Annotated in this window: 13 protein-coding genes, 1 tRNA gene and 1 pseudogene; 7 read left to right on the plus strand and 8 right to left on the minus strand. The window is 74.2% G+C overall.

Going from position 1 to position 15,827, the window contains the following annotated elements; all coding sequences use genetic code 11:
• The first annotated feature begins 43 nt into the window (after positions 1-43).
• Positions 44-2,314 (plus strand): malto-oligosyltrehalose synthase, encoded by a 2,271-nt coding sequence (treY, locus tag OG386_RS12350; RefSeq protein ID WP_328788205.1) that lies wholly within the window; start codon positions 44-46, stop codon positions 2,312-2,314.
• Between the two features lie 27 nt (positions 2,315-2,341).
• Here treY and OG386_RS12355 read toward each other — a convergent pair whose 3' ends face one another.
• Positions 2,342-3,253, minus strand: coding sequence for a LysR family transcriptional regulator (locus OG386_RS12355; protein ID WP_328788206.1), 912 nt, complete (start codon positions 3,251-3,253; stop codon positions 2,342-2,344).
• A gap of 83 nt (positions 3,254-3,336) precedes the next feature.
• Here OG386_RS12355 and lpdA point away from each other — a divergent pair, with 83 nt between their 5' ends.
• Both lpdA and OG386_RS12365 read left to right on the plus strand, forming a co-directional pair.
• Complete coding sequence (lpdA, locus tag OG386_RS12360) at positions 3,337-4,749, plus strand: dihydrolipoyl dehydrogenase (protein WP_328788207.1); 1,413 nt, start codon at positions 3,337-3,339, stop codon at positions 4,747-4,749.
• Positions 4,750-4,881: 132 nt separating this feature from the next.
• A complete protein-coding gene (locus tag OG386_RS12365; RefSeq protein ID WP_328788208.1) occupies positions 4,882-6,168 on the plus strand; it encodes a M14 family zinc carboxypeptidase in 1,287 nt (428 codons plus the stop codon).
• A 48-nt stretch (positions 6,169-6,216) separates the two neighbouring features.
• On the opposite strand, the gene OG386_RS12370 is transcribed toward OG386_RS12365, so the two are convergent.
• The 3 genes from OG386_RS12370 to OG386_RS12380 form a co-directional block, all read right to left on the minus strand.
• Entirely contained in the window at positions 6,217-7,062 is an 846-nt protein-coding gene (locus OG386_RS12370; RefSeq protein ID WP_328788209.1) for a 2OG-Fe(II) oxygenase, read from the minus strand.
• Between the two features lie 103 nt (positions 7,063-7,165).
• Positions 7,166-7,678, minus strand: a complete 513-nt coding sequence (locus OG386_RS12375; protein ID WP_328788210.1) for a GNAT family N-acetyltransferase — start codon at positions 7,676-7,678, stop codon at positions 7,166-7,168.
• A gap of 56 nt (positions 7,679-7,734) precedes the next feature.
• Positions 7,735-8,298: a DUF1707 and FHA domain-containing protein gene (locus OG386_RS12380; RefSeq protein ID WP_327382644.1), complete on the minus strand. Its 564-nt coding sequence runs from the start codon at positions 8,296-8,298 to the stop codon at positions 7,735-7,737.
• A gap of 110 nt (positions 8,299-8,408) precedes the next feature.
• Between OG386_RS12380 and treZ the strand changes: the two genes are divergently transcribed.
• Positions 8,409-10,154, plus strand: a complete 1,746-nt coding sequence (treZ, locus tag OG386_RS12385) for a malto-oligosyltrehalose trehalohydrolase (RefSeq protein WP_405789146.1) — start codon at positions 8,409-8,411, stop codon at positions 10,152-10,154.
• A 3-nt stretch (positions 10,155-10,157) separates the two neighbouring features.
• Here treZ and OG386_RS12390 read toward each other — a convergent pair whose 3' ends face one another.
• Together OG386_RS12390 and OG386_RS12395 are read right to left on the minus strand one after the other, a co-directional pair.
• On the minus strand, positions 10,158-11,297 hold the full coding sequence (locus OG386_RS12390; protein WP_328788211.1) for an aminopeptidase P family protein: 1,140 nt from the start codon (positions 11,295-11,297) through the stop codon (positions 10,158-10,160).
• On the minus strand, positions 11,294-11,518 hold the full coding sequence (locus tag OG386_RS12395; protein WP_328788212.1) for a hypothetical protein: 225 nt from the start codon (positions 11,516-11,518) through the stop codon (positions 11,294-11,296). The genes OG386_RS12390 and OG386_RS12395 overlap by 4 nt, the downstream gene beginning before the upstream one ends.
• A 68-nt stretch (positions 11,519-11,586) precedes the next feature.
• On the opposite strand from OG386_RS12395, the pseudogene OG386_RS12400 reads away from it, so the two are divergent.
• Positions 11,587-11,825 (plus strand): annotated as a pseudogene (locus OG386_RS12400) (hypothetical protein); the annotation flags it as partial.
• 74 nt (positions 11,826-11,899) lie between these two features.
• Positions 11,900-11,972, plus strand: a tRNA-His gene (locus tag OG386_RS12405).
• A gap of 72 nt (positions 11,973-12,044) precedes the next feature.
• Here OG386_RS12405 and OG386_RS12410 read toward each other — a convergent pair.
• Positions 12,045-12,800 carry an alpha/beta fold hydrolase gene (locus OG386_RS12410; protein WP_328788213.1) on the minus strand — a complete coding sequence of 252 codons (756 nt, stop codon included), beginning with the start codon at positions 12,798-12,800 and terminating at the stop codon, positions 12,045-12,047.
• Positions 12,801-12,872: 72 nt separating this feature from the next.
• Here OG386_RS12410 and OG386_RS12415 point away from each other — a divergent pair, with 72 nt between their 5' ends.
• On the plus strand, positions 12,873-13,631 hold the full coding sequence (locus OG386_RS12415; RefSeq protein WP_328788214.1) for a hypothetical protein: 759 nt from the start codon (positions 12,873-12,875) through the stop codon (positions 13,629-13,631).
• Here the strand turns inward: OG386_RS12415 and OG386_RS12420 are convergent.
• On the minus strand, positions 13,618-15,678 hold the full coding sequence (locus OG386_RS12420) for a phosphocholine-specific phospholipase C (RefSeq protein ID WP_328788215.1): 2,061 nt from the start codon (positions 15,676-15,678) through the stop codon (positions 13,618-13,620). The genes OG386_RS12415 and OG386_RS12420 overlap by 14 nt on opposite strands.
• Positions 15,679-15,827: the final 149 nt, after the last annotated feature.

A 15,827-nucleotide genomic window follows, 5' to 3' on the forward strand; every position in this document is an offset into this window, starting at 1 on the left:
GGGTCATGGCACGGAATCCGGCAGGTTGGGTACGTACGTTCTCATGAGCCAGCCGCACGCGACCCCCGAATCGGAATCCGACGTTCCGACACCCGTCACTCCGACGTCGACCTACCGCCTCCAGCTGCGCCCGGAGTTCCCCTTCGCGGCGGCCGAGGCGGCCGTACCGCACATCGCCTCGCTCGGCGTGTCGCACCTGCACCTCTCCCCGGTCCTGGAGGCGGTGCCCGGCTCGACGCACGGCTACGACGTCACCGACCACTCCCGCGTGCGGGCCGAACTCGGCGGCGAGCCCGGCCTGCGGTCCCTGGCCGGGACCGCCCGGGCGCACGGGCTCGGGCTGGTCCTCGACATCGTGCCCAACCACATGGCGGTACCGACCCCGCTGCGGCTGAACCGGCCCCTGTGGGAGGTGCTGCGGGAGGGCCCCGGCTCGCCGTACGCCCGCTGGTTCGACATCGACTGGGAGGCGGGCGGCGGGCAGCTCCTGCTGCCGGTCCTGGCCGGTCCGGCGGAGTCCTGCGAGCTGCGGCCCGACGGCGAGGTGCTGCACTACGGGGAGCAACAGTTCCCGCTGCGGGAGGGGACCTCGCAGCTGGCGCTGCCCGAGCTGCTCGCCGCGCAGTGGTACCGCCCGGCCTGGTGGCGCGAAGCCCGCACCTCGCTCAACTACCGTCGCTTCTTCACCATTTCAGATCTGATCGGGGTCCGGGTGGAGGACCCGGAGGTGTTCACGGCCACCCACGCGAAGGTGCTGGAGCTGGTCCGGGACGGGGTTGCGGACGGGCTGCGGATCGACCACGTGGACGGCCTGGCGGACCCGGAGGAGTACCTGCGGCGGCTGCGCGCGGCGGCGGGCGACGGCTGCTGGGTGGTGGTCGAGAAGATCCTGGCCCGCGAGGAGCGGCTGCCGTCCGCCTGGCCGGTGGCGGGGACCACCGGCTACGACGCCCTGCACCGGGTGGACGGGGTGTTCACCGACCCCGAGGGCGCCGCGGAGCTGGCGGCCCGGTACCGGCAGACCACCGGGCTGCCCCGCTGGCCGGAGGCGGCCCGGGCGTCCGCCCGGGAGGTGCTGACCGGCGACCTGGCCGCCGAACTGGGGGCGCTGGAACGGCAGACCGGTCCGGAACTCGCCCCAGCCGTGCGGGAGTTGCTGATCGCCTTCCCCGTCTACCGGCCCTATCCCGGCGAGCCGGACCTGCCGCCGCAGGCGCTGGAGCAGGCGGCCGCGGCGGCCGGTCCGGGCGCGGTGGCCGCCGTACGGGAGCTGCTGCTGCGGGATCCGGCCTTCGCCGCCCGCTTCGCCCAGACCTCGGCGGCCCTGCGCGCCAAGTCCCTGGAGGACCGGGCCTTCTACCGGTACGCACCGCTGCTGTCGGCCACCGAGGTCGGCGGGGCGCCGGAGCGGCCGGCCGTGTCGGCGGCGGAGTTCCACGCGTACTGCGCCGACCTGGCCCGGGAGTGGCCCGCGGCCGGGACGGTCCTGTCCACGCACGACACCAAGCGCAGCGCGGACGTCCGGGCCCGGATCGCGGCGCTGTCCCAGGCGCCGGAGCTGATGGGTCGCCCTGAGGGGCCCGACCCCCAGCTGGCCTGGGTGGCACGGCAGACCGCGCTCGGGCTCGGCCGGGTCCCCGAGGCCGGGCCCCGGCTGGCCGACGCCCTGCTCAAGGCGGTCCGCGAGGCGGCCCTGCACACCAGCTGGACCGAGCGGGACGAGGAGTACGAGGCGGGCGTGGCCGGGTACGTCCGGGCGCCGCTCGACCTCCCGGCGGAGCTGGCCGGGGCGGCCCGGGCGAACCTCCTCGGCATGACCCTGCTGCACCTGGCGATGCCGGGGGTCCCGGAGGTCTACCAGGGTGCGGAGACGGAGTACCGGGCCCTAGTGGATCCCGACAACCGGCGTCCGGCCCGCTTCCCCCGCCGGGCCCTGGCCCACCTGGACGCGGGGGCCGCCCCCGGGGACCCCGCCGAGGAGAAGCTCGGGCTCACGGCCACGCTGCTGCGGCTGCGGCGGGACCGGCCGGAGCTCTTCCGGGGCTACGCGCCGCTCCTCGCGCGGGGCCCGGCAGCCGACCACCTGCTGGCCTTCACCCGGGCCCCCGGGCTGCTGGTGGCGGCCACCCGGCTGTCGCACCGGTTGGCCGCGTCGGGCGGCTGGCGGGACACCCGCCTGCACCTGCCCCCCGGCACCTGGACCCGCCTCGCCCCCTGCTCCCCGCGCGCGGACTCCACCGCGTCGCACAGCGGTCCGGCCGAGGTGTCCGCCCTGCTGGACGGCCACCCGGTGGGGGTCTGGCTGCGCCGGTGATCCGGCGGGGCCGGGGCCGTCCGCCGCTCAGTGCGGCGGACCGGCGGGGCAGCCCGGATCCGGTGCGTCCCGGCCGCCGAACAGCTCCGCGAAGGCGGCCGCGGCACCGGTCAGCGGGACCCGGGAGAAGACCGCCAGGGGCCGGTGCCACGGGGGGTCGAGGGAGAGCAGGACGCAGTCCTCGCCGACGGCGCCGCGGACCATGTGGGCCGGGGCCATGACGACGCCCACCCCGGCGGCCGCCATCCGTACCGCCGTCGAGGTGTGTTCCGTACGCAGCACCGTGTGCGGGGTGAAACCGAGCGCCCCGCACGCCCGGTCGAGGACGAGGACACCGTCGACCAGCGGTTCCATCGCGCAGCGGATCCAGTCGCGGTGGGCTAGTTCGGCAAGTCCCACGGCCGAGCGGCCGGCCAGCGGATCGTCGAAGGGGACGACGACGACCAGCTCCTCCCGGCCGATCCGCAGCAGCGGTCCCGGCCAGCCCGCGGGCTCCGGGCCCACCGCGAGGTCGGCGACGCCCCGTTCCAACTGCTCCTCCAGGGCCTCGGTGCTGCCGTACTCCCGCAGCACCAGGGACACCCCCGGGTGCAGGGACCGCCAGCGGGCGGCGACGCCCGGGAGCAGGCCGACGGCCAGCGCGTGCAGGGTGGCGATGTGCAGTTCGCCGCCGGCCACCCCGGCGGCGGCGCGGGCGGCCCGCTCGGCCTGACGGGCGCTGCGGACGGCGAGCTGGGCGTGCGGGAGGAAGGCGCGGCCCATGGGGGTGAGCCGGACCCCGCGGGGCATCCGCTCCAGCAGCGCGCCGCCCACGGCCCGCTCCAGGGCCTTGACCTGGTGGGACAGGGCGGGCTGCGTGACGTGCAGACCGTCCGCGGCGCGGGTGAAGGAGGACTCCTCCACGACCGCCAGGAAGTACTCCATCTGGCGCAGGCTCATGACCTCGAAGCATAAAGATCCTGCATGACCTTCAGAAGATCATTTCCTTGGACTTGACCCAACGGGCGGTGGAGGCTCGGGACATGACCAACGACAGCGCAGTGGATGTGATCGTGATCGGCGGCGGTACGGGCGGCTACAGCACCGCCCTGCGCGCCTCGGCCCTGGGCCTGAGCGTCCTGCTCGCGGAACGCGACAAGGTCGGCGGGACCTGCCTGCACCGGGGGTGCATCCCCAGCAAGGCCATGCTGCACGCGGCGGAACTCGTCGACGGCATAGCCGAGGCGCGCGAGCGCTGGGGGGTCCGGGCGAGCGTGGAGTCGGTCGACTGGTCGGCCCTGACCGCCACCCGTGACGACATCGTCTCCCGCAACCACAAGGTCGTGGAAGGACACTTGGAGCACGCGGGGGTGCGGGTGGTGCGCAGCGGGGCCCGGTTGACGGGGCCGCGTACCGTACGGATCGACGACGGGCGGGAGTTCACCGCAGCCCGGGGGATCGTGCTGGCCACCGGGTCCCGGCCGCGCACCCTGCCCGGCCTGAAGCCCGACGGCCACACGGTGGTGACCAGTGACGACGCGCTGTTCGCCCCGGGCCTGCCGGCTTCGGTGCTGGTGCTGGGCGGCGGGGCGATCGGGGTGGAGTACGCGTCCTTCCACCGTTCCATGGGCGCCGAGGTGACCCTGGTCGAGGCCGCGGACCGGCTGGTGCCGCTGGAGGACGCGGACGTGTCCCGGCACCTGGCACGGGGCCTGAAGAAGCGCGGGATCGACGTGCAGACCGGGGCCCGTCTGGAGGGGACCGAGCGGCTCGCCTCCGGCGGGGTCCGGGCCGGCGTGCGCACTGCGCGGGGAGAGCTGCGGGAGATCGGGGCGGAGCGCCTGCTGGTGGCGGTCGGGCGGGTCCCGGTGACCGACGGACTGGACCTCGCGGCGGCCGGACTGGCCACCGACGACCGGGGGTTCGTGGCCCCGGCCGACTGGTCCCGGCTGGAGACCGCCGTCCCGGGGATCCACGTGGTGGGCGACCTGCTGCCGCCGCCCTCGCTCGGACTGGCGCACGCCTCCTTCGCGGAGGGCCTGCTGGTCGCGGAGACCCTGGCCGGGGTGGCGAGCGCACCGGTGGACTACGCGGCGGTGCCGCGGGTGACCTACTCGGCCCCGCAGACCGCCGCCGTCGGGCTGACGGAGGCACAGGCGCGCGAGGAGGCGTACGACGTGGTGGTGAACACGATGTCGCTGACCGCCGTCGCCAAGGGCATGGTGCACGGGCAGGGCGGCACGGTGAAGGTGGTCGCGGAGCGGGACGGGCGGGTGCTCGGCGTGCACCTGGTGGGACCGCACGTGTCGGAGATGATCGCGGAGGGCCAGCTCATCGTGGGCTGGGACGCGGAACCGGGCGATGTGGCGCGGCACGTCCACGCCCACCCGACGCTGTCGGAGGCGGTCGGGGAGGCCTTCCTCAGCCTGGCGGGCCGCGGACTGCACCAGCAGTAGTCCGAACCCCTGTGCCGCGCCCCCGGGCCTTGGCCAGGGGTTTCACCCGGGATTCGGGGAACTGCGGGGCCCGCGGAGCAGTAGGCGGCGGGCCCCGCGGGCATGGCATCCCTTGTGACCCTCCACCGTGACATGCGCTACCCCACACCGCGGGAACTCGGGCTCGCCGCCCGCGCTCTGGCGGACGAACACCCCGGCGAGGTACGGCTGCGGCAGGCCGGCACCTCCCGGGCCGGGCAGCCCCTGTGGGTGCTGTCCGTCGCCGCGACGGACGGCGCCCCGGGCGGGGCCGACCGCAACGTCCTCGTCGTCGCCGGGGCGCACGCCAACGAGCCCGTCGGCGGCGCCACCGCCCTCTCGCTCGCCCGGCGCGTCCTCGACGACCCGGCGCCGCGGGCCGGCTGCGGCTGGCACTTCCTGCTCTGTGCCGACCCGGACGGCGCGGACCTGCACCGCACCCCCCACCCGTACTCGCTGCTGGACTACCACCGGAACTTCTTCCGGCCGCCCGGCCCCGAACAGCCCGAGTGGGCACCGTCCTTACTGCCCCCGGACCGGCTGCCGCCCGAGACCCTGGCCCTGATGGCGCTCATCGACGAGCTGCGGCCCGTCCTCCAGGCTTCCCTGCACGCCACCGACCTCGGCGGCTCCTGGGTGCAGCTCACCCGGGACGTACCCGGCCTCGCCGAACCGTTCGGCACGTCGGCCGCCGAGCTGCGCATCCCGGTGGAGAACGGCGCCTCGGACGCGGCGGGCTGGCCCTCCCCCGGGCCCGGGATCTTCGTGATCCCGCAGCCGGGCAGCGAAGCCGCCGGCGCCTTCCACCCCGAGGACACCCGGCTGAGCACCTGGTACCACGCCCACCGCTACGCCGGCACGACCGCCATCGTCGAAGTCCCCATGTGGGCCTCCGACCTGGTGGACGACCCGACCCCGCACCCGGACCCGGGCGGCGCCCTGCGGATGCTGGCCGACCGGCTCACCTCGGACGCCGCGCTCGTCGCCGCGGTCCGGGGCGGCGACGACGTACGGCCGGGTCCGCAGACCTACGAGGACCCGGCCGCGGCGACCCTGCTGCGCGCGGTGGACTGGACGCTCGCGCTGATCCCCCGGATCGCCGCGGAGTGGACGGCCGTGGCCCCCGCGGAGGCCACGGCGGCGTACATCGCCAGCATCGACGCCTTCGGGCGACGGCTGTCGCTGCGCGCCGCCGCGATGCTGCTGCGGGTGCTGCGCACCCAGGGGCATCCGGCGGCGCCGGGGCTGGACCGGCTGGTCACCTGGTGGTGCGAGGACTTCGCGGCCCGTTTCGGAGCCCGCTGGGTCCCGGTGGCCACCCAGGTGGAACACCAGTCCCGGATCGTCCTGGCCGCCTACGACCGCCTCGTCGCGGCCGACCGGGCCGAACGGGCGGGCTGAGCATGCGGGCGGGCAGGCGGGCCGAACGGGCGGGCGGCTGATTGGGGGTCAGGGCCTGGACGGCCCCAGGAGGACGTCGGGGCCGGGCGGCGGCAGCGCCACCGGCCTGGCCCCGTCGTGGTCCCCCTCGGCGTCGTGGAGGGGGCGGGTGCCCTCGGCCGCGTCCGCCAGCCACTGCCAGACGTGCGGCCGGCGGGCGGTCGGGCCCGCGGCCGGCTCCCCGCCGGAGATCCAGGTCGTGAGGGTGAACCGGTGGTCCGAGAACCGTCCGCTCGGGCAGGTGGACGGCACGACCTCGTGGAAGGCGCCGGAGGGGAAGAAGACGATGGTGTCGTGCTCGGGCTCGATCGTCCGGTAGGACTCCCCCGGCCGCGCCCTGCCGTCCTCCACCACGGTGTCGTACAGGCGGAGTTGGCCGCCGCCGAAGCCGCGCGGCCTGCGGTGCAGGTAGTACACGGCGGACAGTGCCGTCCCCACGTCCCGGACGCGGGAGGCGTCCGTGTGCATGCCGAAGTGCCCGCCTTCGCCGTGCGCCGTCAGGACGGTCAACGACCGTGCGAGCGGGGCCCGGTGACCGAGGACCTCCTGGACGAGCGGCAGACAGTCGGCCAGGTGCGCGCTGAACACCTCGCTGGTCACGGGAAGGACCAGCGAGTCCCGTCCCTTGCGGGACACCTGTCCGGTCAGGGGGTCCAGGACGGTCCCCGCCGTGAAGTCCTCCCCCCGCGATATCGCGTACTCCAGCAGGGCTGCGGCGCGCTCCGCCCCCAGGAAGTCCTCGAAACGGCAGACCGGTGCCGGTACCGAGAACGCGGGGGACCACTGGTGGGAGGACGGCAGGACTCGCGGGCTGATTTCCATCGGCGTGGCCGGTTCCATCGTGTATCCGCTCATAGCCCGGAACCGTACGACGGCGGCCGCCCGCGCCGAAGGAGCACGAGGGGGCGCACAGGAGTGCACGGCGCACGCCCGCGTCGGGGCGTCCGGCGCGGCGCGGTCAGCGGGAAGCGGAACCCGGCCCGGGGGGTGTCCCGTCCCGGCCCCGGGAGGGCTCTACCGCCAGGGAGTAGCGGTACTTCGGCCGCCCGGTGGCACCGAGCCGGTCGTAGAAGCGGATCGCGCCCTCGTTCCAGTCCGGGGTCTGCCACTGGACCTGGTCGAGGCCGAGCTCGCGGGCCAGGCCCGTCACGCCGTCCATCAGGGCGGCGCCGAGACCGTGGCCGCGGGCCTCCTCCGCCAGGTAGAGGCAGTCCATGTGCAGGTAGTGCCGGGCGTCCCAGAAGGAGAACTCGGCGGAGCAGGCGGCGTATCCGGCGACCGTGCCGTCCGGGGCTTCGGCGAGGAGCACCCACAGCCGGGCGTCCTCGGCGAAGAGCTGTGGGCCGAGCCGCTCGGCGAGGTCCGGCGGGCGCGGCGCCGACTTCTCGTACGCCACGTGCTCGTGGATGAGTTCGACCAGGCGGGGCAGGTCCCCGACGCGTGCGCGGCGGATGACGGGAGTGCGTTCCATGACCGCCATCCTGCGCGCCGGCTCCCGGCGGCGGACCGGCGGGGCCCGGGGCCCCCTCAGCTCGACGAGAGCCGGAAGGTCATGTTCCCGAAGCTGACCTGGTCCCCGTCGCGGACCACGGCGGAGCCGGTCACCCGGTGCCCGTTGACCGTGGTCCCGTTGGTGGAGCCGAGGTCCTTCAGCACCCACACCCCGCCCTGCAGCGTGAGCTCCGCGTGCGCCCGGGAGACCGTCTCGTGGCTGAGCCGCAGCCCGTTGCCGGGGTCGCGGCCGATCCGCAGGGCCATCGCGCTCGGATGCGGCAGCAGCAGCTTGGGCAGGCGCTCGGCGTGCCAGGCGCGCCGGACTCCGACGGACACGGCAGAGACCCGGCCGACCCAACCGAACAGCCGACGGGTCCAGGGGCTTTCGGCCGCCTCCCGGGAATGGAGGTCGGCCGTGAGCACGGCGAGGTCCTCGGAGCGGCGGGCGACCAGGGCGAGTTCCATCCGGCGCAGGAAGGTGTCGTGGGACAGCTTGCCGAGGGCCGCGCCCTCCCTGAGCTGGCCCAGCGCCCGGTCGCGCTCGGCGTCGGACAGCCGCGGCGCGGGGAAGGCGGGGATCTCGAAACTGGACGTCACAGGGTGATTGTCGGCCCGTCGGGGCCGGAGTGTCCAGAACTCCCCCGCCACGCCCGGAATGATGGGCACGATACGCATGCTGGACACCGCCGCCGACGAGGGGACCGTCCGTGCAGTTCGAGGTGTGGGCACCACTGACAGGTCACGTCGCCATGCTGCTCGACGGGGCGACGTACGACATGGCGCGCGATCCGGACCGGGACGGCTGGTGGACCGCCGAGGCCCCGGCGGCCGACGGGAGCCGCTACGGATTCCTGCTCGACGGCGACGGCCCGCGGCCGGACCCGCGCGGGCGCCGGCTGCCCGACGGGCCCGACGGCCTGTCGGCGGTGGTCGACCTACAGGCCCTCGCGCCGCGGCCGGTGCCGCCGCCGCGCACCCGGCTCCAGGACGCGGTCCTGTACGAGCTGCACATCGGCACCTTCACCCCCGAGGGCACCTTCGACGCGGCCGCCGCCCGGCTCGGGCACCTCACCGCCCTCGGCATCACGCACGTGGAGCTGATGCCGGTCTGCTCCTTCTCCGGCCGGCACGGCTGGGGGTACGACGGTGTCGCGCCCTGGGCGGTGCACGAGCCGTACGGCGGCCCGGCCGGCCTGGCCCGCTTCACGGCCGCCGCCCACGAGGCGGGGCTGGGCGTGGTGCTGGACGTGGTCCACAACCACCTGGGCCCGTCCGGCAACCACCTGCCCGCCTTCGGCCCGTACTTCACCGACACCCACCACACCCCGTGGGGCTCCGCGGTGAACCTGGACGCGGCCGGCTCCGACGAGGTGCGCGCCTACCTGCTCGGCAGCGCGCTGGCCTGGCTGCGCGACTACGGGATCGACGGGCTGCGGCTGGACGCCGTGCACGCGCTGGCCGACGACCGGGCACTGACCTTCCTGGAGGAACTCTCCGCGGCCGTCGACGAACTGGCCGCGGACACCGGCCGCCCGTTGTTCCTGATCGCCGAGTCCGACCGCTGCGACCCGCGCACCACCACCCCGCGCGCCACCGGGGGCCTGGGCCTGCACGCCCAATGGAACGACGACTTCCACCACGCCCTGCACTGCGCGCTGACGGGCGAGTCCCAGGCGTACTACGCCGACTTCGCCGGAGCCCCGCTCGCCGCCCTCGCCAAGACCATGACCCGGGTCTTCTTCCACGACGGGACCTGGTCCTCCTTCCGCGGCCGCACCCACGGCCGCCCGGTGGACCACCGCCGGACCCCGGCCCACCGCTTCCTCGGCTACGCCCAGACCCACGACCAGATCGGCAACCGGGCGCTCGGCGACCGGCTCTCCGCCTCGCTCTCCCCCGGACTGCTGGCGTGCGCCGCGACCGTGGCCCTGACCGGGCCGTTCGTGCCGATGCTGTTCATGGGCGAGGAGTGGGGGGCCAGGACGCCCTGGCAGTACTTCACCGACCATCCCGACCCGGACCTCGCCGAGGCGGTACGGGCCGGCCGGCGCCGGGAGTTCGCGGCGCACGGCTGGAAGGCCGAGGAGATCCCGGACCCGCAGGACCCGGCCACCCGGGACCGCTCCCGCCTGGACTGGGCGGAGCCCGAACAGGCCGTCCACGCCCGCCTGCTGGACTGGTACCGCACTCTGATCGCGCTCCGCCGCACCCATCACGACCTGCGCGACCCGGACCTGGCGGCGGTCCGGGTCGCCCACGACGAGGAGCGCCGCTGGCTCACCTTCCGGCGGGGCGACGTCCGGGTGGCCGTGAACCTCTCCCCGGACCCGGTGACGATCGCGCTGGGCCGCAACGGGGTACGGGTGCTGGCCTCCTGGGAGCCGGTCGACCACCCGGGTCCCGACGGGAGGATCCACGTGCCCGGCGAAACGGCGGTCGTCCTGGCCCCGTGACGCTCACTCCACGACGGCCAGTTCGTGCGGGGCGTTGTTGAGGCGGCGCCCGCCGTCCTCGGTGACGGTCACGATGTCCTCGATGCGGACGCCGAACCGGCCCGGCAGGTAGACGCCCGGCTCCACGGAGAAGCACATGCCGGGAACCAGCGGCTGCTCCTCGCCCTCGACCATGTACGGGGGCTCGTGGGTGGTGACCCCGATGCCGTGGCCGGTGCGGTGGATGAAGCGGTCCCCGTAGCCGAACTCGGTGATCACGGCGCGGGCGGCCCGGTCGACGTCCTGGCAGGCGACCCCCGGTCGGACCGCGGCCACGCCGGCCTGCTGGGCCTCGCGGACGATGTCGTGGACCCGCTGCTCCTCGGCGGTGGGCTCGCCGACGTGCACGGTGCGGGAGATGTCGGAGCCGTAGCCGAAGCGCAGGCCGCCGAAGTCGAGGACCACCATGTCGCCGCGGCGGATGACGCGGTCGCCGGCCTCGTGGTGCGGATTGGCCCCGTTGGGGCCGGAGCCGACGACCGTGAAGTCGACCTGGGAGTGGCCGTGCGCGCGCAGCAGGGCCGCCAGGTCCTCGGCCACGTCGGTCTCGCGCCGGTCGGCGAAGGGGAGATGGACGATCTGCGCGTAGGCGGCGTCGGCGGCGGCCGCCGCGGCGGCGAGGCGCTCCAGCTCCCGCTCGTCCTTGACCGCGCGGAGCATGGGCAGGCAGTCGGTGAGCGGCGCGTAGGAGCTGTTCGGCAGTTCCCGCTGCAGGCCGAGGAGGTGCAGCGCCCACGTGTTGTCGCTCACCCCGAAGCGCCCGCGGAAGTCGAGCAGCGGGGCGGTGACGGCGTACGGGTCCTTCCCGTCGGCCCAGTCCCGCAGGGTCAGCGCGGTGGCGCCCGGGGCCCGCTGCGCGTCGGGTGCCTCCAGCGCGGGCACGATGAGCACCGGGTCCTGCCCGGCGGCCAGTACGAGCAGGGTCAGCCGCTCGGTCTCGGCGGTGGGCCGGTAACCCGTGAGGTGCGTGAGGTCGGGTCCGGGGGCGATCAGCAACCCGGCGAGTCCCGCATCGGCGGCGGTCCGGGCGGCGCCGGCCATCCGGGCGGCGTAGTCATCGGCCGTGAAGGGTGCGGGGCCTTCGGATGTGGCGTCAGAAGTCATACGGGCGATCCTGCCGTGAGCCGCACGGCGAGGGCGGCGGCCACGCCGGTCGGGCGGCCCGGGGAGAGGAGCTCCGTGCGGTGCACCAGGCGCGGGGCCGACAGCGGTACGGCAACCCCCGCACCGGCGGCCTGCGCCACGCGGCGCGGCAGCAGCACGAGGCCGTGCCCGGCGGCGGCGAGGGTGACGCGCCCGGTCGGGGCGGCGGCCAGCCGCAGCACATCGGCCCGGGCGGCGTCGAGCCTCAGCAGCAGCGGCCCCGCGTGCTCCAGCAGCCGCGCACCTGCCGGAGCTCGCCGCGCACGGCCTCGGCTGTCGGGGCACGACGAGGACGGTCAGGTGCGCATCGCTGAGCTGCCCGGGCACCCGTTCTTCCTGGCCATGCTGTTCCAGCCGGAGCTGCACGGGGACGGGTCGAGGCCGCACCCGATCGTCCGGGCGCTCGCCGCGGCCGCCGTCGCCCACGCTTCCGGCCGGGTCCCCGCCCCTGCTTCCGGCCTGGCCGGAAGCAGGTCCACCACCCGATAAGGCGTCGCGGGACCACCCTTCTGATCGGCTATGCTGTGCTTGCACATCGAACGGGCGGTCCGCCGCCCTTCGTGGTGGGTGTAGCTCAGTTGGTAGAGCACCTGGTTGTGGTCCAGGTGGCCGCGGGTTCAAGTCCCGTCACTCACCCTGTCGATCCCGTGGGGTACGAGGTCTCCTCGTACCCCACGGGATTTTTCGTGCGCCCGGTTCGCCGCCCGGCTAGATCCGCAGGAAGGCCTCCACCTCGGTGACGAAGGCCACCGGGGTCTCGTGCGGCAGGTAGTGGCCGGAGCCCGGGACCGTCACGATCCGGCAGTCCGGGTAGGAGGCCCGCCAGGTGTCCCTCATCACATCCGCGGTGATCGCGAGGTCGTACTCCCCGACGAGCACGAGCACCGGGACGGTGTTGCCCTTCACGGCGGCGGACAGGTCGAGCGGCTGCCAGCTCGCGAGGTAGCCGGCGAAGGCCTCGGGGTGGGAGACGGCCAGCGAGTGGGCGACCATCCCGTCGAGCCAGTGCCGGCTCGCACGGTTGCCCGTGACCAGGTCGAGGATCACGCGGCGCTTCTCGGGATCGGTAGCGGCGCCGTAGAACAGGGCGTGTGTCGCGTCGTCCATCGCGTAGGGCGCGGCCGGGACCGGGGCGAGCCCGATCAGCTTCTCCACCCGCTCGGGGGCGCGGACGAGGACCTGCTGGACCGCCTTGCCGCCCATGGAGTGGCCGAGGAGGGAGAAGGTGTCCCAGCCGAGCTGGTCGGCGAGTTCCAGGACGTCGTCGGCGATCTCGGCCAGGGTGTGGCGGCCGGGGACGTCGCGGCGGTCGCCGTAGCCGCGGTAGTCGAGGAAGACGTAGCTGAAGCCCTCGGGGTCCAGGTGGTCCAGTACGGAGCCCCAGTTCGAGGAGGTGCCGAACCAGTCGTGCAGCACGATGACGCGGGCGGGTCCGGTGCCGATCCTGCGGTGGGCGATGGCCATGCGTTCTCCCTCGGTGACGTGGCGAAGAAAACCGACGCGGGAGGTTCTGCCCGTCGGATCTACGATCACACCGTGAAGCCGACATCAGCCGTGGAGTGCGTCAGGGTCCGCGACCCGAAACGGGGCGACCGGCCGCACCACCCCGCGTACTACGAGATCGTCGAGCCGGACGAGATCGCCGAGGTGCTCGCCGTGTGGCCCGAGGAGACCCCGCCGCGTGCCGCCCCGCAGGGACCGCGAGACCCTGACATCGAGTACGTGTCCTGCGGCTGCTGGGAGCACGAGGACGGCCCGGGCGCCGATGACCCCCGGATCGTTCAAGTGCCGGGCGGCATACGCCCGGAGCCGCTCCGGCGGTTGCTCGACCCGGCCGCCCCGGACGGCATCCCCGCCCGCCACCGTGCCCGGTGGGTGGCCGCGGCCCCCGCGCAACTGCGCGGCTACGCCGAGGCCATGGCCCGCGACGAGGAACCGGAGCCGCCGCCCGGCGTGTCCCTGGCCACCGCCTTCAGCTGGCAGGGGGCCGCACCGCACGAACGCCCGGATGCGGCGTCCCTCCTCGCCGAGCGGGCCCCGCTGCGGCTGCTCGCGGGCGCGCCCACGGCGGAGCTGGCCTGGGCCGTACGGGAGACGGACCGGGCCGGCCTGGACGGGGCGGTGCGGTTCTTCGCGAGCGAGGAGTTCACCACCCGGCACCCGAAGCGGCGCCGGGTGCCCGACACCGCGCGGGACCTCCTGCTGCGGCACGCCCGCAGCCACCGCCCCGCGGACCTCCCGGTCCTGGAACGGCGGCTGCTGCGCGCACCGGAGGACCGGATCAGACGGTCCTGATCGCCGGGTCCGAAACGCCCGGGGCGCCGGTCTCCACGTGTCCGGCGAAGCGGCGCAGGAAGGTGGCGTCGGCGTCGGAGACGACCTTCACGTCGTACCAGCGGCCCGAGGCGGCGAGGTCCACCGTGTGGGAGACCGTCGCGCCGGCCGCCACCCTGAGGGTCTGGGCCGCGCCGCCGTAGGAGTTGGTCACCGTGAGGTTGACGGCCGCCGTCCCGGAGTTGGTCAGCGTCAGGGCCAGGTTGCCGGTGGCCGCCAGGTGGCGGGCCGTGACCTCGGGGCCGGCCTTCTTCGCCGGTCCCTTCCAGGTGCGCAGGAAGCCGTTCGGGCCCCACACCGTGAGGTTGATCTGGTTGCCGGTGGAGCTGCTCGTGGACCAGGTGTCGGCAAGCGTCTTGCCCGCCTCGACCGTGTAGGGCCAGGGTCCGTCCGTGCGGTTGCCCGAGGTGCTGTGGAAGTGGGCGCCCAGGGTCGGTCCGGAGGCGAAGGTGAGGGTGAACTTGCCGGTGGACGTGGTGCGGGCGCCGTCCACGTAGGGGCTGTAGCCGAGCGCGCGGGTCGGCTTGGACCCGGCCTCCTGCGGGGGCAGGACGCCCGTCGCCGGCGGGGTCGGGTGGTAGGAGGGGTGGCGGTCCTTGTCCGGCGGGACGTACCCGGCCGTGGACGGCAGTGCGGCGGGCGCGGCATCGGCCCGGGTGAAGTCGAAGGCCGAGGTCAGGTCACCGCAGACGGCGCGGCGCCACGGGGAGATGTTGGGCTCCTGCACGCCGAAGCGCTTCTCCAAGAAGCGGATCACGGAGGTGTGGTCGAAGGTCTCGGAGCAGACGTAGCCGCCCTTGCTCCAGGGGGAGACCACGATCATCGGGACGCGCGGGCCGAGCCCGTACGGTCCGGCCGCGTAGCCGCCGCCCCCGGCGTAGAGGTCCTTCGACACGTCGGCCGTGGACAGGCCCCAGGCCGAGGAGGCCGGCGGGTACGGCGGGACCACGTGGTCGAAGAAGCCGTCGTTCTCGTCGTAGGTGATGAACAGGGCGGTCTTGGCCCAGACCGCCGGGTTCGCGGTCAGCGCGTCCAGGACCTGCGAGATGTACCAGGCGCCGAAGTTCGTCGGCCAGTTCGCGTGCTCGCTGAACGCCTCGGGGGCGGCGATCCAGGAGACCTGGGGCAGCGTGCCGGCCGTCACGTCCGCGCGCAGCCGGTCGAAGTAGCCGTCGCCCGCCTTGACGTTGGTGCCCGTACGGGCCTTCTCGTACAGGGCGCTGCCGGGCTGGGCGCCCCGGTAGCTGTTGAAGTACAGCAGCGAGTTGTCGCCGTAGTTGCCGCGGAAGGCGTCGTTGATCCAGCCCCAGGAACCGGCGGCGTTCAGGCCGTCGCCGATGTCCTGGTAGACCTTCCAGGAGATGCCGGCCGCCTCCAGGCGCTCGGGGTAGGTCTTCCAGCCGTAGCCGGCCTCCTGGTTGCCGAGGACCGGTCCGCCGCCGACCCCGTCGTTGCCGGTGTACCCCGTCCAGAGGTAGTAGCGGTTCGGGTCCGTGGCGCCGATGAAGGAGCAGTGGTAGGCGTCGCACACCGTGAAGGCGTCGGCGAGGGCGTAGTGGAACGGGATGTCGTTCCGGGTCATGTACGACATGGTCGTGGCCGTCTTGGCCGGGACCCACTTGTCGTACTTGCCGTTGTTGTACGCCTGGTGGCCGCCGGCCCAGTCGTGGTTGAGCCCCTCCAGGAACTGCATGCCGAGGTCCTGGACCTGCGGGTTGAAGGGCAGGACGTCCTTCGTCCCGTTCGACTGGAAGAAGACCGGCTTGCCGTTGTCCTGGAGGACCGGCCGCGGGTCACCGAAGCCCCGGACCCCCTTCATCGCGCCGAAGTAGTGGTCGAAGGACCGGTTCTCCTGCATCAGGACGACGACGTGCTCGATGTCCTGGATCGTTCCGGTGGTGCCCTGCGCCGAAATGGCGGCGGCCCGGGCGATGCTGTCGTTCAGCATCGTGAGGGCGGCGGCGCCACCGGCTATCTGCAGGAACCTGCGACGGTTGAGTTCTGCCATGGGGTGACGACCTCTACGGGTGAGGGGGGAGTCGAGGGGCGCCCCAAGGACAGCGGTCCCGGGGTACCGGACGGAGATCGCTTCGTGACACTGCGCCGTACACCTGGAGAACGGAAAGAGCCCACGAACGACCTGCACATCTGCTGAAA

It is taken from the genome of Streptomyces sp. NBC_00273, assembly GCF_036178145.1.
Lineage (GTDB): Bacteria > Actinomycetota > Actinomycetes > Streptomycetales > Streptomycetaceae > Streptomyces.